This window comes from Pseudomonas oryzihabitans (assembly GCF_024652905.1).
In the GTDB taxonomy this organism is placed as follows: Bacteria; Pseudomonadota; Gammaproteobacteria; order Pseudomonadales; family Pseudomonadaceae; genus Chryseomonas; species Chryseomonas benzopyrenica.
In genome coordinates this window covers 4,028,423-4,048,263 of the sequence record NZ_CP102428.1, presented here as the reverse complement: position 1 = coordinate 4,048,263, position 19,841 = coordinate 4,028,423, and the positions used below count along the sequence as shown (strand labels likewise).

Below are 19,841 nucleotides of genomic sequence, written 5' to 3'. Positions count from 1 at the left end.
GGCTGCAGATTGCAGCTAGCCCGCGGCGCTGCGCTGGAGGCGGGTGATCAGTCGATCCAGGGCATTGGCGAAGGCCTGGCGATCACGCTCACCATAGCCGGCCTGGCCCCCACCCATCTGCCCCTGGTCGCGTAGATCGGTCATCAGATTGCGCATGGCCAGGCGCTGGCCCATGTTGCGCTCATCGAATTCCTGGCCACGCGGATCGAGGGCGACCACGCCCTTCTTCACCAGCCGATCGGCCAGGGGGATGTCGCTGCAGATCACCAGGTCACCCGGCTGCGCCTGCTCGACCAGGTGGTCGTCGGCGGCATCCGGTCCGCTGGGGACCACCACCAGGCGTACGCAGGCGAAGGGCGGCTTGATCTGCGGCTGACCGGCCACCAGCACCACCTCCAGCTTGCGCTTGAGGGCGAATTTGCAGACCAGCTCCTTGGCGGCGCGTGGACAGGCATCGGCATCGATCCACAGGATCACGAGGGATTTCTCCGGCAAAAGCCCAGGATACCGCGCCGCGGCGACGCACCCCAGCGCAGCAGTGCGGTCGGACAGGGATAGCGATCGGATTGGAGCTCCCCATGACCTTCTGGCAACGCCTGGAGCAACCTGCCCAGGCGCTGGTGTATGGCGCCACCGGCGGCCTTGGCCTGGCCCTGTGCGAGCAGCTGCTGGCCCGCGACGACGTCGCGCGGGTCTGGGCCTGCGCGCGCCACGCCGAGACTCATGAAGCCCTGGCCGCACTGGCACGGCGACATGGCCCGCGGCTGCGGCGGCTCGACCTCGATCCGTTGGCCGCAACCGACCTGGCGGCCCGGCTGGCGGACGAGACGCCACGCCTGGATCTGCTGCTGTGCGCCTCTGGGCTGCTGCAGGGCGAGCGGGCGCGCGCCGAGAAGAGCCTGGCGCAGGTGGATCAGGCCGGCCTGCTGGAAAGCTATCTGGCCAATGCCGTACTGCCGCTGCTGCTGATCCGCCAGTTGACGCCGCTGCTCAAGGGTCAGCACCCCTGTCAGATCGCCGCGCTGTCGGCACGGGTCGGCTCCATCGGCGACAATCATCTGGGTGGCTGGTATGGCTACCGGATGGCCAAGGCCGCGCTCAACCAGGGACTGCGCTGCGCCAGCATCGAACTCGCCCGGCTCAACCCTCAGAGTTGCGTGCTGGCCCTGCACCCCGGCACCACCGACACGGCCTTGTCCCGCCCCTTCCAGGCGCGGGTACCGGTCGACAAGCTGTTCACGCCCGCCTATGCGGCCGAGCGACTGCTGGAGGTGCTGGCCGCGCGCACGCCGGCCGAAACCGGCAGCTTCTGGGATTGGCAGGGGCACCCGGTAGTCTGGTAGCGCCTGGCTTCACACCGCGGCGCGGCGCACCGTGGACAGCAACGCGGCCGCGGCGAGGAACAGGCTGGCGAATACCCGGTTGGTGATGCGCTGCTGTCTTGGCGTGCGCAGCAGGGTCAGCACCCGGGCGGCCAGACCGGTGTAGCCGGCCATCACGATCAGGTCGACGGTGACCATGGTCACCCCGATGAGCAGATACTGCGCAGCCAGGGGCGCGTGGGGATCGACGAATTGCGGCAACACCGCGAGCAGGAAGATCAGCGCCTTGGGGTTGCTCACGTTGACCAGGAAGCCGCGCATGACCAGGGCGCCGATCCGCGGTGGCAGACGTTCGCCGACCAGCTGCTCACCCAGGTCCAGCGGCGCGGCGCGCCATTGGCGGATGGCCAGGTAGGCGAGATAGGCCACGCCGAAACTCTTGATCAGGGTAAAGGCCAGCTGCGAGGTTGCCAGCAAGGCGCCGACGCCCACGGCGACCACGGCGATCTGCAGGGCCAGCCCTAGCTGCAAGCCCAGCGCCGTCCAGTAGCCGCGCCGGAAACCGTGGTTGACGCCCGCACTCATGGAGGCGACCGCGCCTGCCCCCGGCGAGAGGCTGATCATCCAGCAGGCAATGAAGAAGCCGGTCCAGACCTGCAGACTCATGGGTTCACCTGTCGAGATGGAAATCGAAGGAGCCATCGGCATCGCGCCAGCGGCGTACTGACTTCTGGAAGAACTGGGTGTTGGGAATCTGCACCAGGGCGCCCTCCTGGTTGTCGTCCAGTTCCTGCAAGGTCACGAAGAGCATGTTGATGGCCACCACCCGGCCCTTGATGCCGGGCTTGTCCGAGGCGTCCAGCACCTCGATGCGATCACCCAGGCGGAAGGGTCCGACGGTAAAGATCAGCACTGCGCAGAACAGGTTGGAGAGCACGCTCCAGATGGCGAAGAAGGCCACCGCGGCCACGGCGACGAAACCGGAGATAGCCGTCCAGAGCACCGCCGCGGACACCCCGAAGCGCTCCAGGGCCATGAGGATGGCGCTGCCCATGATCAACCAGCGCAGGGTCCCGCGCAGCCCCAGGACGATCTGCGGCGGCAGCGGATAGCGCTCGCCCAGGCCGGTGACCGTGCGGGCCACGATGCGCTGCAGCACGTAGCCGATCAGCAGCACCAGGGCGACCTGGCCGGCCACCAGCAGGTAGTCGCCCCAACCCGGTAGCCAGGTGTGCAGCCACTCGATCATCAGGCCCCCTCGAGTTCGGCTTGCAGGCTTTCCAGCCGTTCCAAGGCCTCCAGCCACTGCTCTTCCAGTTCGGCCTCGCGGGTCTTGGCGGCGGCCTGATCGGCCAGCGCCTGGCGCAGCTCCTCCTTGCGGGCCGCGTCATAGAGGCCGCTGTCACCCAACCGAGCTTCCAGGGCGGCGAGTTTTTCCTGCAGCTTGCCGAGTTCGGCTTCCAGCTTGTCGGCGGTCTTCTTCAGCGGCGCCAGCTGCTGGCGCAGGGCGGCAGCGGCCTGGCGCTGGGCCTTGCGATCGGTCTTGTCGACCGCGGCGCCCTCGCCGGCGGCGAGGCCTGGCTCCTGACGGGCGCGGAAATCCACCAGCCAGCGACTGTAGTCGTCCAGATCGCCGTCGAAGGCCTGCACCTTGCCATCGGCCACCAGCAGGAATTCGTCGGTGGTGCTCTTGAGCAGGTGACGGTCGTGGGAGACCACCAGTACCGCCCCGGCGAACTCCTGCAGGGCCAGGGTCAGGGCCAGGCGCATGTCCAGGTCCAGGTGGTTGGTGGGTTCGTCCAGCAGCAGCAGGTTGGGCTTCTGCCAGGCGATCAGCGCCAGGGCCAGGCGCGCCTTCTCGCCACCGGAGAAATTCAGCACCGCTTCGTCGCAGCGCGGCCCGCGGAAATCGAAGCCGCCGAGAAAGTCGCGCAGGCTCTGCTCGCGCTCGCCGGGGGCGATGCGCTGCAGGTGCAGCAGCGGACTGGCCTTGGCGTCCAGCGAATCGAGCTGATGCTGGGCGAAATAGCCGATGGCCAGGTTCTCACCACGCTGCAGCCGGCCGCCAAGGGGTTCGAGTTCCGCGGCCAGGGTCTTGATCAGGGTCGACTTGCCGGCGCCATTGGGGCCGAGCAGGCCGATCCGTGCGCCCGGCGTCAGTTGCAGCTTGACCGGATGCAGGATGGTGGTCTCGCCGTAGCCGAGCCGACCCTCGGCCAGGTCGAGCAGTGGGCTGGACAGCTTGTCCGCCTCGCGGAAGACGAACTCGAAGGGCGAGTCGACATGGGCCGGCGCCAGCTCTTCGAGACGCTCCAGGGCCTTGATCCGGCTCTGTGCCTGGCGCGCCTTGGTCGCTTGGGCCTTGAAGCGGGCGATGTACTTCTCCATGTGGGCGCGCTGGGCCTGCTGCTTGTCGTAGGCCTGCTGCTGCTGCGCCAGGCGTTCGGCGCGGGTGCGCTCGAAGCTGGAATAGCCGCCGCGATAGAGCACCAGTTTCTGCTGGTCCAGGTGCACCACATGATCGACCACGGCATCGAGGAAGTCGCGGTCGTGGGAGATCAGGATCAGGGTGCCGGGATAGCCCTTGAGCCAGTCTTCCAACCAGAGGATGGCGTCCAGATCCAGGTGGTTGGTGGGTTCGTCCAGCAGCAGGAGGTCCGAGGGGCACATCAGCGCCTGGGCCAGGTTCAGGCGCATCCGCCAGCCACCGGAGAAGTCGCCAACCTGGCGCTCCATCTGCGCGGCGGTGAAGCCCAGACCGGCCAGCAGCTTGCGCGCCCGGGCATCGGCGGTATAGCCGTCGGCGGCCTCGAAGTCGGCATGCAGCCGGCCGAGGGCGTTGCCGTCCTGGGCGGCTTCGGCCGCCGCCAGCTCGCGCTGAATGCGGCGCAGGTCGATGTCGCCGTCCAGCACATAGTCCACCGCCAGCCGCTCCAGGGTATCCACCTCTTGGCGCATGTGGGCGATGCGCCAGGCCGCCGGGATGTGGCAGTCACCGGCGTCGGCCCCGAGCTGCCCACGCAGGAGGGCGAACAGACTGGATTTGCCGGCGCCATTGGCACCGATCAGACCGGCTTTCTGGCCGGGATGCAGAGTCAGCTCAGCGCTTTCGAGCAGACGCTGTGGACCACGCTGTAGAGTAAGGTTCTGTAGTCGGATCATGGCGGCGGAGTGTAGCAGCTCCACCACCCACGAATGGGGAGGCGGACATGCAAGAGGACCTGTGGGAATTCGCGTTGGCAGTATACGCCCGGCCCGGCGTGGAAGGCGCCTGTTTGCGTCTGCAGGAAGCCGGTGCCGATGTCTGCCTGGTGCTGACGGCGCTCTGGCTGGATCGGCGCGCCAGCGCCCTGGATGCCGAGGGGCTGACCCGGCTGCAGCGCGCCTCGCAGCACTGGCAGGACACGGTGGTGCGCCCCCTGCGCCAGTTGCGGCAGGCCTGGAAGGCGCCGTCCGGCGCCGACGAACGCCTGGCGGCGCTGCGCGAACAGCTCAAGGGATTGGAATTGGCCGCGGAGCGTGAACAGCTCGCCCGCCTGGCGCGACTGGCCGGACATTGGCCGTGCCGCGATGCGCAGGACTCAAGGGGCTGGCTGCATGCACTGGCACCGCGCGAGGCAGTGCCAGCGGACCTCGACCTGCTGGCCGAGGCGGCACGAGCGATCCGGGTCTAGACTGACGCCAGCCGCGGTTGCTGGTGCGAGGTGTGCAGCACCTCGATCAGGCAGTCTTCCAGCTCGAAGCGCTCGCGCAGGGTTTCACCCAACAGCTTGAGTTCGATGGTCAGCAGACCCGGGTCGCGATAGGCCCCGCGCTCGAATCTGTCGTTGAAGTTCAGCGCGGCGTCGGTCAGGGCCTGCAGGCGCGGATAGACGCTGTCGGCGAACTCGATGGCGCGCTCGTCCTGGAATTCCCGGGCTTCGGCCACCAGTTGCTCGTAGATCTCGAAATGCGCGGTGGACATGTAGTCGACCAGCATGTCGCAGAGTCGCTCCAGTTCGCTCACCTCGCGTACCGGTGCCAGCAGGGGCTCCATGTCCAGGGTTTCATAAGCGGTCACCAGCTCGCGGCGGGCAATCAGCCAGCGGTCGATCAGCTGGTGGACCCCACCCCAGCGTTCCTGGGCATTGCGGCAGGTTTCTAGCATGACGGCAGCTCTCTATGCGGGCGAAACGATCCGGGCGCAGGCACCCGGCTGTTATCAGGAACTATACCGACATCGTCCCGCCAGGCGAGTGCCGTTGCTCGGAGAAAGGCTTGGTGTGGTGTTTCAGAAGTTACCTACACAATTTTGGCGGCGCTTTTTCTCCGCAGCGGCGGACCGCCTTGGACGTCGTTGCCACTCCTCGCCATAGCCCTGCTATGACTCGTCCCGGCGCCTAGTCCATTCGGGGCGCCGAACCGAACAAAAATCACTCGCCAACTCTTGCGCGAACTTCAGAAACACCACACTAGCGACGGCGGAAGATCTTGATCAGGCTCAAGGCCATGAGCACCACGAAGGCCAGCAGGCTCCATTCCGGGATGCTCAGGCCGAACAGCGTCCAGTTGACCTCGGCGCAGTCGGCGGTGCCGTGCAGCACCAGGCGGATGATCTCCTGGAAGGGCAGTGCCTGCATCATGTAGTCCAGGCTCGGCAGGCAAGCCGCCAGCTCTTCCGCCGGTACCGTCTGCAGATAGACCTGACGACCCGCGGTGGCGGCGCCGGCCGCGGCCAGCAGCAGCAGGACCACGCCATAGATGCGCCGCCCACGCTTGCCGGGCGCCTGGATGCCCGCGATCAGCGCCACCACCCCGACCAGGATGAAGAAGATCCGCTGCACGACGCACAGTGGGCAGGGCTCGAGGCCGACCACGTGTTCAAGATAGAGACCGACACCCATGAGCACCGCACAGGTGGCGGCCATGAACAGAAAGATGAAGCGGGGACTATTCACGGACGCGCCGTCTCCAGCAAGGAATTGGGACGTTACGGTAGTGAAAGCCCGGGCACCTTTCAAGGACCCGGGTAGACGAGACGCGCCGTCAGACCCTGGGGGTCGGCAGCGACGTGGCATCCGACTCGCGCCATTGACTCTGCAGGAGCTGCTGGCTGCGGTTCACATCGCCAAGCTGGATGGCCACCCGGGCCAGTTCGCCGGCGGTAACGGCGGACGGCCGCTGCGCCAGGCTGCGCTCCAGGTACTCCCGCGCCTTGCCCCACAGCTGGTTGTTCATGCACAGCCGCCCCAGGGCCAGCAGTAGCACCGGATCCTGGGGCCGATCCTTGAGCCAGCCTTCGGCATGGTGCAGCGGCCGGCTGGCGTCACGGGGACGCAATTGGCCATAGAGTTCGACCAGACGCTCGTCCCACTGGCGATTGAGGGTGATGTGCAAGACCTCTTCGGCCAGATCGTCGCGGCCGATGGCACGCAGCTGACGGGCATAGGCCAGCACCACCGAGGCATCACCCTTGAGCGCCGTCGGTACCTGCTGCCACCGGGCATCCACCGCCGATTCCGCGCCCTGGGCGGGGACCTCGTCGAGGGTGGCGATCCAGACCTTGCGCTCCAGGTCGTCCTGCTCCTGGGGCCGCAAGACCTGCTGCTTGCGCAGCTGTGGCAACAGGGCGATCAACGCCGGCCAGTCGCGCAGGGTCACCTGCAGGCGCTGCAGCTGCAGCAGCACCTCGCCATTCTTCGGATACTTGGCCTGCAACGGCGCCAGGCTGTCGCGGGCTTCCAGGTACTGGCCACGATCGATCTGCAGCCGGGCCTGCTGCAGGCCGATGGCCAGGTCGGCCTGGGGCTCACGCTCGCGGGCCTGGCGCAGCAGGCGATCGCGCTCTTCCAGGTCGCCCAGTTCGTTGGCGGCGCGGGCCGCGCCCAGCAGCACGAACAGCGGCTGGTCGGCGTGCTCGGCGGCGCCCTTCAGGTGCTTGAGCGCACCGCTCCAGTTGCCTTCGGCCAGTTCCAGCTGGCCCTTGTGGCGCGCCTGCTCCAGACGGCGTTGGCGGTTATGCCGTGACCAGGGATTGAGCACCTTGCCGGTCAGGCCCAGGGCGCCCAGCACCAGCTTGAGGATGTAGAGCGCGAGCCAGACCGCCACCAGCAGGGCCAGGAAGGCCCAGAGACTCGATTCATAGCGGAAGTTGCTGTAGGACAGCAGTACGTAGCCCGGCTCCTTGGCCAGCACCACGGCAACGCCCAGGCCGACGAGCAGGGCGAACAGGAACAGCAGGTACAGGCGCTTCATGGGCGATTCTCCTGAGCCGCGCCGGCGGCGGCATTGTTCGGCTGGATTTGCTGACGTTGCGCGATGTAGGCCTGCAGCGCGGTCAAGGCCGGCGTCAGGTCAGGCGCTTCGAAGGTGACCGGCCGCTCGGCCAGCTCCTGCAGGCGCAGCTTGACCGCACGGCTGTCGGGATTCTGGTTGTTGAAGTGGGCGGCGAGGACGTCTTCGGCCTGCTCGATGGCGAGTCGATAGACCTCCTGATTGCCGTTGAGCACGGCCCACTGCGCCTGCTCCAGTGCCAGGCTCATGGCCAGGCGCACCTGGGCCAGGGACTCCTCGGCCAGCAGCGGACGGATCGGCTGGTCGGCGGAAAAGTCGATGCGGAAATAGCTGGAGATGCGCTGGCGGAAATCCTGCCACCATTGCTGCAGGGCGTTGCTTGGCGGAACCGCGGCCTTTTCCACGCCAGGCTGGTCGGCCACCGTGGTGGAGAAGCGCGGCGGCAGGGGCTCCAGGCTCTGTACCTGGTTGCGCAACGAGGCCAACTGGACGAACTGCCCGGTACGATCCAGATCAGGCAACTGACGCAGGGTCTGCTGGGCATTGGCCACCTGCTGGCGCGCGTTGAAGGCGGCCGGATCGTTTTGCGCCTTGAGGATGTCATCGACGCCCTGCAGCAGATTCTGGGCGCTGGGCACATCCTGCAGCGCGACCATGCGCAGAGTCGCCATGCGCAGCAGGTGCTCGGCTTCGGTCAGGCGCCAGGCCTGGCGACTCTGGCCGACCACCTCCTTGAACTGCTCGGCGAGGTGCTGCTGATCGCCCTGCAGCGCGCCCAACTGACGGCGACGCTCTTCCAGCTCGTTGGCCGAAGGCAGACGCCCCAGATCGGCACTCAAGGCCTGGTTGCGCATTTCCAGCTGGCGCAGCTGGCTGCGCAGATCCTCGGCCTGGGCGGCCTGGCCCTGCTCGGCCTGCCGCACCTGCTGCAGTTGCCAGACGCTCCAGCCACCGACACCCAGGCCACCGGCGGCTACCAGCAGGGCCAGCAGCGCCAGACCGGACGCCTTGCCCGACCCCTTGCGGCGCGCACCCGCCGGAGGGGGGGGCGGCGGCGGCGAGGCGGGAGTCACGACTGGATCGGGAGAGACGTCGTCGGCGCGGGGGGCTTGAGTTTCGCTCACGGGAATTCCTTGTAGGGTCAATCCGGATGGTGATGGGCAAGCGCGGTGATCAAGGCGCTGACGCTGGCGCCCTGGCACTCGATGATGAGTTCGCAGCCGCTGGCGCGAGCCAGTTCGGCCACACGGGCGCTGGGTACCAGCAGGGGATAACGGCGCACCGCGGGCCAGTCCGCACCCGCACAGGCCTGCAGATGCGCGAAACCCTGCCCACTGCTGACCATGATGGCATTCAGGCGTTCCGCTGCCAGGGTCTCTAGGACCTGCCCTGGCGGGTACTCCGGGCACTGGCGGCGATAGAGTTCGAGTACCTCGACGCGCGCGCCGCGGGCGGTGAGGGTTTCGACCAGCAGATCACGGCCGCCCTCCCCGCGCAGGAGCAGCACCTCGGGTTCCGGGCGCTGCAGGGCTTCCTGCAAGGCCGGCAGCGCCAGCAGGCCTTCGCTGTCTTCGCGCTGGGGATGATGCACCTGCAGTCCATAGTCTTCGAGCACGGCGGCAGTGGCCGCGCCCACGGCGAACCAGGCCTGCAACGGGGGTTGCGGCCAGTAGCGGTCCAGGGCGGCGAGCCCCAGGCGAGCGGCCGGCTTGCTCACCACCAGCACGGCGGCATAGCGGTCCAGATCGAGCCAGAGGGTGCGCTGCTCGGGGGTTTCCGCCAGCGGCTGGAGTTCCAGCAGCGGCAGACTGGCACTGGCGATGTCCGCCGCGGCCAGGGCGGTGGCCAGGGGTGGATTCTCCTCCGCCGGCCGGGTCAGCAGCAGTCGCCAGGCGCTCATGATGCGCCGGAGGCCCCGTAAACGGCGTCGAGAATGCCCTGGGCGCCCTGGGCCAGCAGGTCCTCGGCCACGGCTACACCGAGACCAGCCGGATCGTTGACGGGACCACGGGCTTCGGCGCGTAGCAGCAGGCCGCCATCGGGCTGGCCGACCAGCCCACGCAACCAGAGCAGCTCGCCTTCCTGCACGGCATAGCAGGCGATGGGCACCTGGCAACCGCCGTTGAGGCGACGATTCAGGGCGCGTTCCGCAGCGACTCGGCGCTCGGTGTCGAAATGGTGCAGGGGTTCGAGCAAGGCATGGACCTCGGCATCGTCGGTGCGGCATTCGATGCCCACGGCACCCTGGCCACCCGCGGGCAGGCTGTCTTCGACGGTCAGGGATTCGCGGATGCGCTCGGCGAAGCCCAGGCGGATCAGGCCGGCGGCGGCCAGGATGATGGCGTCATAGTCGCCGGCGTCGAGCTTGGCCAGGCGGGTATTGACGTTACCGCGCAGGAAGCGGATCTCCAGGTCCGGCCGCAGGGCTAGCAACTGGGCCTGGCGTCTCAGGCTGGAGGTACCCACCACGCTGCCCTGGGGCAGATCGGCAAGTCGCGCATAGCGATTGGAAACGAAGGCGTCACGCGGGTCTTCCCGCTCGCAGATGGCGTATAGCCCAAGGCCCGCGGGAAATTCCATGGGCACGTCCTTCATGGAGTGCACGGCGATGTCGGCGCTGCCGTCGAGCAGGGCGTTTTCCAGCTCCTTGACGAACAGACCCTTGCCGCCGATCTTGGCCAGCGGCGCGTCGAGCAGCTTGTCGCCGCGACTGGTCATGGGCAGCAGGCTCACCCGCAATCCCGGATGCGCCGCTTCGAGGCGGGCTTTCACATAGTCGGCTTGCCACAGTGCCAGGGCACTCTGGCGCGTGGCGATACGGATTTCGCGGAGCATGGGCATTACCGGCACGTCAGATTGCCGGCCATGATAGCAGGTCGACCGGCGCCCCTCCCCCGCTACGCGCCAGTCATCGACCCGGAAGCGACGTCAGATGCTGTGCATCAGGCGGCGCACACCGGCCACATGGCGGCGGCTGACGGTCAGCGCATCGCCGTTCATGCCCTTGAGGAACAGCTGGAAGTGGCCCAGAGGGGTGCGCTGCAGACGCTCGATGCGCTCGCGAGAGACCAGCGCATTGCGGTGGATACGCACGAAGCGCTCGCCGAATTCGTCTTCCAGGGCCTTGAGCGGTTCGTCCAGCAGGACCTCGCCACCCGAGTGTCTCAGGGTCACGTATTTGTGATCGGCGATGAAGTAAACCACGTCGTCCAGCGGAATCAGCTCGATACCCTTGCGGGTCCGGGCGCTGATATGGCTGCGCGGCCCCGGACCACCGCTGGCCGGCGGCTTGGTCAGGGCGGCAAGCTGCATCCGGTTCGGACGCTGGGCCTTGCCCAAGGCGGCAGCCAGGTCTTCCTGGCGCACCGGCTTGACCAGATAGCCAACGGCACTCACCTGGAAGGCGTCAAGCGCGTATTCATCGTGAGCGGTCACGAAGATCACCGCGGGCGGCGATTCGCGCTCGCAAAGTCGCGCGGCCACCTGCAAACCGTCCAGACCCGGCATGCGGATGTCGAGCAGGACGATGTCAGGCTTGAGGTTTTCGACCAAAGCGAGGGCTTCCTCACCGTTGGTGGCTGTTGGCTCCAGGGCGGTATAACCGTCCAGTTGCCCCACCAGACGGGCCAGACGCTCGCGCGCCAAGGGTTCGTCATCGACGATCAGGACATTCATAAGCTCAGGCTTCCCGCATGAGTCGCTCGCATGGATAGCGAAGAGACGTTGTATGCCGCTGGTCGCGGCGTTCGATTTTGAGACTCGCAGCTGGTCCGAAAAGTGCCGTTAATCGCGCCTCGATATTGCTCAAAGCTTGACGAGTACCCTTTGGCGGGCGGGGCTGCTGCTCCACCTCGGGATCGTAGGGGTTACTGATCACCAGTTCGAACACCCCTTCTCGGTAGGTGGCGAAGATGGTTACCAAACCGCCTTCGATACGCGGCGCGACGCCGTAGATCAGGGCGTTTTCCAGCAGCGGCTGCAGAGTCAATTGGGGAATCGGCAGATCCGCCGGCACTCCGTCCACGTCCCACTGCAGTTGCAGGCGATCACCCAGGCGCAGGCGTTCGATCTCCAGGTAGCGGCGCGACAGCTCCAGCTCCTGGGACCAGCGCACCTTGGTGCCAGGCTGGGCCAGGCTGGCACGGAACAGGGCCGAGAGGTCCAGCACCGCGCGCTCGGCCTTGTCCGCATCCAGGGCGATGAGACTGGCGATGCTGTTCAGACTGTTGAACAGGAAGTGCGGACGGATGCGCGCCTGCAGGGACTCGATACGCGCGTGCAGTTCGGCCTGCTGCTGGCGGCGCCACTGGCTCTGCAGCCAGAAGTAGCGCAGCAGCAGCATGGACATGATCAGGGCGATCAGTGCATGGCGCATGTACAGCCGCACCTCGCCGGTCCGCTGCAGCGGGCCGGCCAGTTGCAGCCAGTCGGCCACCAGGGTGCAGAGCAGGGTCAGGGCCACCACGATGGCGCAGCAGAAGCCGCCAGCCACCACCGGGCGATGCCGCGCGAGCCAGGGCCGCAGGCGACAGAGCAGCGCCGCCGACAGCAGCACGATCCATTGCACGAACAGCGACACCAGCGCCAGGCGGATCCAGTTGAACTGCAGGGTGAAGGGCTCCGCCAGGACCAGGACCAGCACCAGCAGCTCGGCCAGCACCACCAGCACGAGCAGGGCTTCCGGTTCGCAGAGCGCCGGGACGAAGAAGTCGTCGACCTTGACCGGCCGAGGGGTTTTGCGGCGTTCGAGTATCATGGAGCCAGTGTGGGTCAGATACCACTCGTCGGCAAGTCGGCTCCGTTGAATCGGGCCGGAACCCGCTCAGGACTGCTATCATCGGCCCCCTCTCACTTCCACCGACAAGCCCAGCAGCAGGCCGATCCATGAGCAGCGAAAAAACCAACCAGTCCTGGGGCGGACGCTTCAGCGAACCCGTCGACGCCTTCGTCGCCCGCTTCACCGCTTCGGTGGACTTCGACAAGCGCCTCTACCGCCACGACATCCTCGGCAGCCAGGCCCATGCGCGCATGCTGACCCAGGCCGGCGTGCTCAGCGAAGCCGAGCGCGACGCCATCGTCGCGGGGCTGGACGAGATCCGCAGCGAGATCGAGGCCGGCACCTTCGAGTGGCGCGTCGATCTGGAAGACGTGCACATGAACATCGAGGCGCGCCTGACCGAGCGCCTGGGCGTGGTCGGCAAGAAGCTGCACACCGGCCGCAGCCGTAATGACCAGGTGGCCACCGACATCCGCCTCTGGCTGCGCGACGAGATCGACGCCATCCTCGTCGAGCTGAATCGCCTGCAGGCCGGCCTGCTGCAACTGGCCGAGACCGAAGCCGACACCATCATGCCCGGTTTCACCCATCTGCAGACCGCCCAGCCGGTGACCTTCGGCCACCACCTGCTGGCCTGGTTCGAGATGCTTTCCCGCGACCACGAGCGCCTGGTCGACTGCCGCAAGCGCGTCAATCGCATGCCCCTGGGCAGCGCGGCCCTGGCCGGCACCACCTACCCCATCCAGCGCCAGGTCACCTGCGAGCTGCTGGGCTTCGAGGCCATCGGTGGCAACTCCCTGGATGGCGTTTCGGATCGCGACTTCGCCATCGAATTCTGCGCCGCCGCCTCCCTGGCGATGATGCACCTGTCGCGCTTTTCCGAGGAGCTGGTGCTCTGGACCAGCGCCCAGTTCCAGTTCATCGACCTGCCCGATCGCTTCTGCACCGGCTCCTCGATCATGCCGCAGAAGAAGAATCCCGACGTCCCCGAGCTGGTCCGCGGCAAGACTGGCCGGGTGTTTGGCGCCCTTACCGGCCTGCTGACCCTGATGAAGGGGCAGCCGCTGGCCTACAACAAGGACAACCAGGAAGACAAGGAACCCCTGTTCGACGCCGCCGATACCCTACGAGACTCCCTGCGTGCCTTCGCCGACATGGTCCCGGCCATCAAGCCCAAGCGCGAGATCATGCGCGAGGCAGCGCGTCGCGGCTTCTCCACCGCCACCGACCTTGCCGACTACCTAGTGCGCAAGGGCCTGCCGTTCCGCGATTGTCACGAGATCGTCGGCCATGCGGTGAAGTACGGTGTGGATACCGGCAAGGACCTGGCCGAGATGAGCCTGGACGAACTGCGTCGCTTCAGCGATCAGATCGAGCAGGACGTCTTCGCCGTCCTGACCCTGGAAGGCTCGGTCAATGCCCGCGACCACATCGGTGGCACCGCACCGGCCCAGGTCCGCGCCGCCGTGAAGCGCGGCCGCGAGCTGCTGGCCAAGCGCTGAAAGCTGTCTTGCGCTCCCCACCGCCTCTCAGCGGTGGTTGCCCGGGAGCAGGCAAGCCGTCCAGCCGTCCATCGGACGGCTCTGCCTGCCGGAGAGCCAGGCCGTACGGCCTTGGCGGCACTATGCCCACCTGCAATCCGTCTACGACACGGCTCTCTGGCTGAAGGCCTTGGCAGGCCACTAAGCGGCCGCCGACCAGCCGTCGATAGGTACGACCACCGGCACTCAGGACAGTGACCAGGCGGCCGATACTGGAGACTTGACCAGCCGTTCGAGTCAAGTCTCATGCGCCTTTCAGCCTGCTCCATCCTGCTTTGCGGAATGTTCGCCGCGGCTTCCAGCCAGGCCGCCCTGCCGCCGCCGCTGCCACAGACGCTCACCTGGCATGTCCAGCTGAACGGCGTGCTGCAAAAGCCCAATCGCACCCTCTATGACATCGATCTCTATGACACCAGCAAGGCGGTGATCGCCAATCTGAAGGGCAATGGGAAGACGGTGATCTGCTATTTCAGCGCTGGCACCTGGGAAGACTGGCGGCCCGATGCCGCTCTCTATCCCAAGGCGGCCCTGGGCAAGGCGTTGGACGCCTGGCCGGGCGAGCGCTGGCTGGACATCCGTCGCGCCGACGTCCGCGTGCTGCTGGCCAAGCGCCTGGACCTGGCGGTACAGAAGGGCTGCCAAGGGGTGGACCCGGACAACGTCGACGGCTACTCCAACCCCAACGGCCTCAAGCTGACCAAAGCCCAGCAGCTGGACTTCCTCAACTGGCTGGCCGACGAGGCGCACAGGCGCAGTCTGCTGGTGGGTCTGAAGAATGCCGTGGACCTGGTGCCGAGCCTCTACACCAAGTTCGACTTCGCCCTCAACGAGAGCTGCTACGACTACGCCGAGTGCAACGCCTACAGCTACTTCCGCACCCAGAAGAAGCCGGTGATGATCATCGACTACGGTCTCTACAGCACCAAGCGCTGCAGCCAGGCCAAGACCTCGGGCTACAACCTGCAGTTCTACCCGCTGTCGCTGGCGGCACTGGGCACCGCCTGCAAGTAGCCATGGCGCGGGATCTGGGTCAGGTCGCGCGAGCGGGAGCCACGCCCAACGCGGCTTGGCCGACGCGCAGCGGATTTTGAGCAGGCGCTCAGAACTTGTTTACGATCTTTTGGACTAGAGCCAGACAAGGCAAAAACAGCTGAGGAAGCGCAGTTTACAAGTTGCAAATGAGCATTCCGAAGCTGTTTCTAACGCCGTATGGCCGACGGCCAGGAGATCGTAAACAGGTTCTCAGTCGAGGCCGGCCTTCTTGTGCGATCTCTGCCCCAGCGCGATCCAGTCCAGATCGCCCTCGCCCTGGGCGACGGCCTCCAGCAGGTTGTCCCTTAGGACGCTGGCAAAGGGTAGCGGCACCGCCTTCTCCTGCCCGGCCGCCAGGGCCAGGCCAACGTCCTTGAGCCCCAGGCTGAGTTTGAAGGCCGCCGGCGAGAATCGTCGCTCGGTCAGCAGGCGTCCGTAGTTCTGGTACACCGGGGCGGCGAACAGGGTGCTGGTGAGGATCTCCAGCAGCGCTGCCGGCTCCACGCCATAGCTGCGGGCCAGGGCGGTACTCTCGCCCATGGTTTCGATGGCGCTGGCGATCATGAAGTTGCCGGCGATCTTCACCACGTTGGCCTGGCGCGGCTCCGCGCCCACCGGCCAGGTCTTGCGTCCCAGCACGTCGAGCAGCGGCTGGACGCGCTGGATCGCCTCGGGCTCGCCGGCCACCACGATGTTGAGCTGGCCACTGGCAGCTACGTCGGTGCGGCCGAAGACGGGTGCCGCCACATAGCCCAGGCCGGCCTCGGCATGGCGCGCGACCAGTTCGTCCACCAGGGCCACCGACAGGGTGGCCATGCTGACGTGGATCAGCCCGACCCGTGCCTGCTCAAGGGCGCCGCTGTCGAGGATCACCTCGCGGGTGGCGGCGTCATTGGCCAGGATGCTGAAGACCACCTCCACGTCGAAGGCCTCCGCCGGCGTCGCCGCCGCGCGGGCACCCTGCTCGACCAGCACCTGGACCGGCGCCTGGGAGCGATTCCAGACCACGACCTCATGACCGGCCTTGAGCAGATTGGCGGCCATGCCCTGGCCCATGCCACCCAGGCCAATGAATCCGATACGCATAGTGTTGCCTCCTCGAGGTGCGATGGATGCCGCCGGCTACAGCCAGCGGCGAAACTTGAACCAGGCATAGGGAATCAACGCCGAGACCACCATGGCGCCCAGCGCCAGCGGATAGCCGAAGTGCCAGTCCAGCTCCGGCATGACCTTGAAGTTCATGCCGTAGATGGTGCCCACCAGGGTCGGTGGCAGGAACAGCACCGAGGCGATGGTGAACACCTTGACGATGTTGTTCTGCTCCACGCTGATCAGGCCCAGGGTGGCGTCGAGCAGAAAGCCGATCTCGCCGTTCATCTTGGCCTGGTAATCGCTCAGCGAGCGGACGTCGCGTTCCAGCGTCTTGAACCAGGTCTTGGCCGTGCCGGAGATCCAGGTGGCACCCGCGCGCCGCAGGTAGGAAACGATGCGATTGATGCCCAGCAAACTCTCGCTGAGCTGGGCCAGCAGCTGGTTGCTGCGACCGAGCTGCTTGACGATGGATTGCAGGTCGGTCTTCGGCTGCTTGGCCTGATGGGGGTCCAGGGGTTCGCGAAACACCGCCTTGGCCAGACGATTGAGATGCGCCTGTACCGATTCGAGAATGTCGGCCACGCGGTCCACCAGGCTGTCCAGCAGCGAGGCGAAGATGACATCGCTGCGGCAGTGCTGGCTCGCCTGCTGCTGGGCCTTGCCGAGAAAGGTCTTGAAGGCGGCCAGTTCGGCGTAGCGCACCGTCACCAGCCACTCGGGCGTCAGCACGAAATTGACCACCGAGGCCTGCGGCTGATGCTCGCTGAAGCCGCTGACCACGGTGGTGGTCAGGTGCAGGGCCTGGTCGGTCTGATAGAGTCGCGAGGATTCCTCGATCTCGGCGATTTCTTCCCGGGTGGGGATGTCCATCGCCAGTGCCTGCTCCAGATAGCGCTCTTCCGCCTCACTGGGATCGAGCAGATCGACCCAGAGCAGATCCGCGGGCAGCGGGTCTCCCGGCGACAAGGGCTGCGCGACCAGCTCGTCGGCGGACAGGCGATAGCAGGTGATCATCGAGAAGACTCCAGGCCAGAATCAGGGGTCGCACTGTAACAAAAGGTATCCAGACATGATTGACCACGCTGATGACGAAGAATCCTTTGTCTCCTCCCATCTGATCGAAGCGGTGGAGAACCAGCTCGCCGCCGGCGAGCCGGATTATGTCCAGGCCGTACTCAACAAGCTGACCCTGGTCGGCTACGAGCGCGAAGAGGCCGTGCTGCTGATGGCCCAGGCGCTGTCCTACGAGATCGCCGCCATGCTCGACGCCGACCGTCCCTTCGACGGCGCCCACTACGAGCGCCTGCTACGGGCCCTACCGGAACTGCCCGAGGTCGCGGACGACTAGGCCTCGGCCGGCTCCAGCGCCAGCAGTTCCACCTGCTGCTCCTTGCCGCCGGGTACCGGCCAGCTGAGGCGCTCGCCGGGCGTCGCGCCGAGCAGCGCGCTGCCGGCCGGCGCCAGCACCGAGACCCGCCCCTCGCCACCAGCGTCCTCCGGATAGACCAGCACCACCTGGTACTCCTTGCCGGTATCGGTCTCGCGGCAACGCACCCGCGAATTCATGGTGACCACCGCACCGATCTCCTCGGGCGCCACTACCCGCGCCTGGGCCAGTTCCTCGTCCAGGGCCTCGGCCACGGGCCCGAATTCGGGCAGGGCGTCGAGCAGCCTTTCGAGACGGGACAGATCGACGGCGGAAACGGTAATGGGCGATGCATGGCGCATGGCGGACTCCTGGAGGACAAGACGACGCGGCCCCTGCCGCGAGCAGCGGCGGACCAACGGGATGACGGGCAACGGACGCCCAGTGGGAAGCCGCGACAGGGGCGGCAAAAGAAAACGGCGCTCGAAAGGCGCCGTCAGGTCACGCTAGCACAAGGGTCGCGGCAGCGGTCAAGCCGCACCGACCGCAGGTCGTCAGAGCCCGGGTAAGGCGACGCTCTCGCCGGTCTGCTCCAGGGTCACCCGCACCAGCAGCGCACCGAGGGTCTCGGACGAGGTGTCGCAGATCCAGCTCTGGCCATCCCAGTCGAAGTGATAGCCACCCGACCGCGCCGCCACCCAGAGCTGCACCAGCGGGGGCTGGCGGCTGAGAATCACCTGGCTGCCGTTGTCGAACTTGATCGTCAGCACGCCACCGGCATTTTCCAGATCGAGGTCCAGCCCGCTGTCGTCATAGGCGTCTTCGACCTGGCGCTGGGTCTGGTCGACGAGGTGATGGAATTGCGCTTCGCTGAGCCGGCTCATGACGATCCTCGAAAGAAGGGAAACAATCGCCGCACGGTAGCGGGCCGCCCAGATGGCGTCCAGTCGCAGCTGTTGCCGGCAGCTGCGCTTCAGCCATCCGGGCGTGTCAAAGAGTCGCTCAACCCCGTTATACTCGGTGCAATATCATCTTTTCGCATAGGTTTAGCGTCATGAAGCGCCTGTCTCTCCTCTTCATCGCCTGCGCCTGCCTGCTGGCCGGCTGCGGTCAGAAAGGCCCGCTGTACCTGCCCGACGACCAGAAAGCCGCCAAAGAACACCGCCACGACGTGTTCTAGGGAGCCATCATGGAAGTCTTCGCTGTCCGTGCAGGTGAACTGCATGCGGAAGGGGTAGCCCTGAGCGCTGTGGCGCAGGAATTCGGCACCCCCGCCTACGTCTATTCGCGAGCGCACATCGAGGGCCAGTACCGCGCCTATACCGATGCGCTGGCCGGTCTGCCGCACCTGGTCTGTTTCGCCGTAAAGGCCAACTCCAACCTCGGCGTGCTCAATGTCCTGGCCCGCCTCGGCGCCGGCTTCGACATCGTTTCCCGCGGCGAACTGGAGCGCGTCCTGGCCGCCGGTGGCGATCCGCACCGGGTGGTGTTCTCCGGGGTCGGCAAGACCCGTGACGACATGCGCCGCGCCCTGGAAGTGGGCGTGCACTGCTTCAACGTCGAATCCACCGACGAGCTGGAACGGCTGCAGCAGGTGGCCGCCGAACTGAACGTGGTCGCGCCGATCTCGCTGCGGGTCAATCCCGACGTCGACGCTGGCACCCATCCCTACATCTCCACCGGTCTCAAGGAAAACAAGTTCGGCATCGACATCGCCGACGCCGAGGCGGTCTACGCCCGCGCCGCCGCGTTGCCGAACCTGGAAATCCTCGGTGTGGACTGCCATATCGGCTCCCAGCTCACTACCCTGCCGCCCTTCCTCGACGCCCTCGACCGACTCCTGGCGCTGATCGATCGCCTCGCCGAGCGCGGCATCGTTTTGCGCCACCTGGATCTCGGCGGCGGCCTGGGCGTGCGCTATCGCGACGAACAACCGCCGCTGGCCGGCGACTACATCCAGGCCATCCGCGAGCGCATCGCCGGGCGCAGCCTGACCCTGGTGTTCGAGCCGGGCCGCTTCATCGTGGCCAACGCCGGCGTCCTGCTGACCCGCGTGGAATACCTCAAGCACACCACCCACAAGGATTTCGCCATCGTCGACGCGGCGATGAACGATCTCATCCGTCCGGCGCTGTACCAGGCCTGGATGGCGGTGGAGCCGGTGGTCGCGCGCCAGGGCGAAGCCCGCCGCTACGACCTGGTCGGTCCCATCTGCGAGACCGGCGACTTCCTCGCCAAGGACCGCGAGCTGGTGCTGGCCGAAGGCGATCTGCTGGCCATCCGCTCCGCCGGGGCCTATGGCTTTACCATGAGTTCCAACTACAACACCCGCGGCCGTGCGGCCGAGGTGATGGTGGATGGCGATCAGGTGCACCTGGTCCGTCGGCGCGAGACGCTGGAAGAACTCTTCACAGGCGAGAGCCGGCTGCCGGCCTGAG

General features: G+C 66.7%; 23 protein-coding genes. 7 read left to right on the top strand and 16 right to left on the bottom strand.

Annotation, left to right across the window (positions count from 1 at the left end; all coding sequences use genetic code 11):
- Window positions 1–15: 15 nt before the first annotated feature.
- Complete coding sequence (locus NRG74_RS18770) at window positions 16–477, bottom strand: YaiI/YqxD family protein (protein WP_064307793.1); 462 nt, start codon at window positions 475–477, stop codon at window positions 16–18.
- 101 nt (window positions 478–578) lie between these two features.
- Here NRG74_RS18770 and NRG74_RS18765 point away from each other — a divergent pair, with 101 nt between their 5' ends.
- The gene (locus NRG74_RS18765; RefSeq protein ID WP_257705033.1) at window positions 579–1,343 is read left to right on the top strand and encodes an SDR family NAD(P)-dependent oxidoreductase; all 765 of its coding nucleotides are present in this window, start codon (window positions 579–581) and stop codon (window positions 1,341–1,343) included.
- A gap of 9 nt (window positions 1,344–1,352) precedes the next feature.
- Here the strand turns inward: NRG74_RS18765 and NRG74_RS18760 are convergent, their stop codons facing one another.
- From NRG74_RS18760 to NRG74_RS18750, 3 genes are read right to left on the bottom strand one after another with little or no spacing between them, the layout of a single operon-like run.
- The gene (locus NRG74_RS18760) at window positions 1,353–1,988 is read right to left on the bottom strand and encodes a LysE family transporter (protein ID WP_257705032.1); all 636 of its coding nucleotides are present in this window, start codon (window positions 1,986–1,988) and stop codon (window positions 1,353–1,355) included.
- 4 nt (window positions 1,989–1,992) lie between these two features.
- Window positions 1,993–2,571 carry a mechanosensitive ion channel family protein gene (locus tag NRG74_RS18755; protein ID WP_017639403.1) on the bottom strand — a complete coding sequence of 193 codons (579 nt, stop codon included), beginning with the start codon at window positions 2,569–2,571 and terminating at the stop codon, window positions 1,993–1,995.
- The gene (locus NRG74_RS18750) at window positions 2,571–4,484 is read right to left on the bottom strand and encodes an ATP-binding cassette domain-containing protein (protein ID WP_017639402.1); all 1,914 of its coding nucleotides are present in this window, start codon (window positions 4,482–4,484) and stop codon (window positions 2,571–2,573) included. The genes NRG74_RS18755 and NRG74_RS18750 overlap by 1 nt, the downstream gene beginning before the upstream one ends.
- Before the next feature lie 47 nt (window positions 4,485–4,531).
- Here NRG74_RS18750 and NRG74_RS18745 point away from each other — a divergent pair, with 47 nt between their 5' ends.
- Complete coding sequence (locus NRG74_RS18745; RefSeq protein ID WP_257705031.1) at window positions 4,532–4,996, top strand: TIGR02444 family protein; 465 nt, start codon at window positions 4,532–4,534, stop codon at window positions 4,994–4,996.
- Here NRG74_RS18745 and NRG74_RS18740 read toward each other — a convergent pair.
- From NRG74_RS18740 to NRG74_RS18705, 8 genes are all read right to left on the bottom strand, one after another.
- Window positions 4,993–5,469, bottom strand: a complete 477-nt coding sequence (locus tag NRG74_RS18740; RefSeq protein ID WP_017639400.1) for an Rsd/AlgQ family anti-sigma factor — start codon at window positions 5,467–5,469, stop codon at window positions 4,993–4,995. The two genes, NRG74_RS18745 and NRG74_RS18740, sit on opposite strands and share 4 nt — an antisense overlap.
- Before the next feature lie 304 nt (window positions 5,470–5,773).
- Complete coding sequence (locus tag NRG74_RS18735) at window positions 5,774–6,229, bottom strand: disulfide bond formation protein B (RefSeq protein ID WP_051226133.1); 456 nt, start codon at window positions 6,227–6,229, stop codon at window positions 5,774–5,776.
- A gap of 118 nt (window positions 6,230–6,347) precedes the next feature.
- A complete protein-coding gene (locus NRG74_RS18730) occupies window positions 6,348–7,556 on the bottom strand; it encodes a heme biosynthesis HemY N-terminal domain-containing protein (protein WP_257705030.1) in 1,209 nt (402 codons plus the stop codon).
- The gene (locus NRG74_RS18725) at window positions 7,553–8,719 is read right to left on the bottom strand and encodes a uroporphyrinogen-III C-methyltransferase (protein ID WP_017639397.1); all 1,167 of its coding nucleotides are present in this window, start codon (window positions 8,717–8,719) and stop codon (window positions 7,553–7,555) included. The genes NRG74_RS18730 and NRG74_RS18725 overlap by 4 nt, the downstream gene beginning before the upstream one ends.
- Window positions 8,720–8,736: 17 nt before the next feature.
- A complete protein-coding gene (locus tag NRG74_RS18720; RefSeq protein WP_257705029.1) occupies window positions 8,737–9,495 on the bottom strand; it encodes a uroporphyrinogen-III synthase in 759 nt (252 codons plus the stop codon).
- Complete coding sequence (gene hemC, locus NRG74_RS18715; protein ID WP_017639395.1) at window positions 9,492–10,430, bottom strand: hydroxymethylbilane synthase; 939 nt, start codon at window positions 10,428–10,430, stop codon at window positions 9,492–9,494. Before hemC ends, NRG74_RS18720 begins: the two co-directional genes overlap by 4 nt.
- 93 nt (window positions 10,431–10,523) lie before the next feature.
- A complete protein-coding gene (locus NRG74_RS18710) occupies window positions 10,524–11,270 on the bottom strand; it encodes a LytR/AlgR family response regulator transcription factor (protein ID WP_017639394.1) in 747 nt (248 codons plus the stop codon).
- Window positions 11,271–11,274: 4 nt separating this feature from the next.
- Window positions 11,275–12,351, bottom strand: coding sequence for a sensor histidine kinase (locus NRG74_RS18705; protein ID WP_017639393.1), 1,077 nt, complete (start codon window positions 12,349–12,351; stop codon window positions 11,275–11,277).
- A 128-nt stretch (window positions 12,352–12,479) separates the two neighbouring features.
- Here NRG74_RS18705 and argH point away from each other — a divergent pair, with 128 nt between their 5' ends.
- Window positions 12,480–13,874: an argininosuccinate lyase gene (gene argH, locus NRG74_RS18700; RefSeq protein WP_257705028.1), complete on the top strand. Its 1,395-nt coding sequence runs from the start codon at window positions 12,480–12,482 to the stop codon at window positions 13,872–13,874.
- Window positions 13,875–14,159: 285 nt separating this feature from the next.
- Complete coding sequence (locus NRG74_RS18695) at window positions 14,160–14,924, top strand: endo alpha-1,4 polygalactosaminidase (protein ID WP_242455144.1); 765 nt, start codon at window positions 14,160–14,162, stop codon at window positions 14,922–14,924.
- Window positions 14,925–15,155: 231 nt separating this feature from the next.
- Here NRG74_RS18695 and NRG74_RS18690 read toward each other — a convergent pair whose 3' ends face one another.
- Together NRG74_RS18690 and NRG74_RS18685 are read right to left on the bottom strand one after the other, a co-directional pair.
- Window positions 15,156–16,031 carry an NAD(P)-dependent oxidoreductase gene (locus NRG74_RS18690; protein ID WP_017639390.1) on the bottom strand — a complete coding sequence of 292 codons (876 nt, stop codon included), beginning with the start codon at window positions 16,029–16,031 and terminating at the stop codon, window positions 15,156–15,158.
- A gap of 36 nt (window positions 16,032–16,067) precedes the next feature.
- Complete coding sequence (locus tag NRG74_RS18685) at window positions 16,068–17,051, bottom strand: magnesium transporter CorA family protein (RefSeq protein ID WP_133860443.1); 984 nt, start codon at window positions 17,049–17,051, stop codon at window positions 16,068–16,070.
- A 55-nt stretch (window positions 17,052–17,106) separates the two neighbouring features.
- On the opposite strand from NRG74_RS18685, the gene NRG74_RS18680 reads away from it, so the two are divergent.
- Window positions 17,107–17,385, top strand: coding sequence for a hypothetical protein (locus tag NRG74_RS18680; protein WP_257705027.1), 279 nt, complete (start codon window positions 17,107–17,109; stop codon window positions 17,383–17,385).
- Here NRG74_RS18680 and rnk read toward each other — a convergent pair.
- Window positions 17,382–17,765, bottom strand: a complete 384-nt coding sequence (gene rnk, locus NRG74_RS18675; protein ID WP_160922048.1) for a nucleoside diphosphate kinase regulator — start codon at window positions 17,763–17,765, stop codon at window positions 17,382–17,384. The two genes, NRG74_RS18680 and rnk, sit on opposite strands and share 4 nt — an antisense overlap.
- Before the next feature lie 192 nt (window positions 17,766–17,957).
- Window positions 17,958–18,287, bottom strand: coding sequence for an iron donor protein CyaY (gene cyaY, locus NRG74_RS18670; RefSeq protein WP_059316577.1), 330 nt, complete (start codon window positions 18,285–18,287; stop codon window positions 17,958–17,960).
- Between the two features lie 170 nt (window positions 18,288–18,457).
- Here cyaY and lptM point away from each other — a divergent pair, with 170 nt between their 5' ends.
- Window positions 18,458–18,583, top strand: coding sequence for an LPS translocon maturation chaperone LptM (gene lptM / locus NRG74_RS18665; protein WP_007161378.1), 126 nt, complete (start codon window positions 18,458–18,460; stop codon window positions 18,581–18,583).
- Window positions 18,584–18,592: 9 nt separating this feature from the next.
- The gene (lysA, locus tag NRG74_RS18660; protein WP_257705026.1) at window positions 18,593–19,840 is read left to right on the top strand and encodes a diaminopimelate decarboxylase; all 1,248 of its coding nucleotides are present in this window, start codon (window positions 18,593–18,595) and stop codon (window positions 19,838–19,840) included.
- The last annotated feature ends 1 nt before the right edge of the window (window position 19,841 follow it).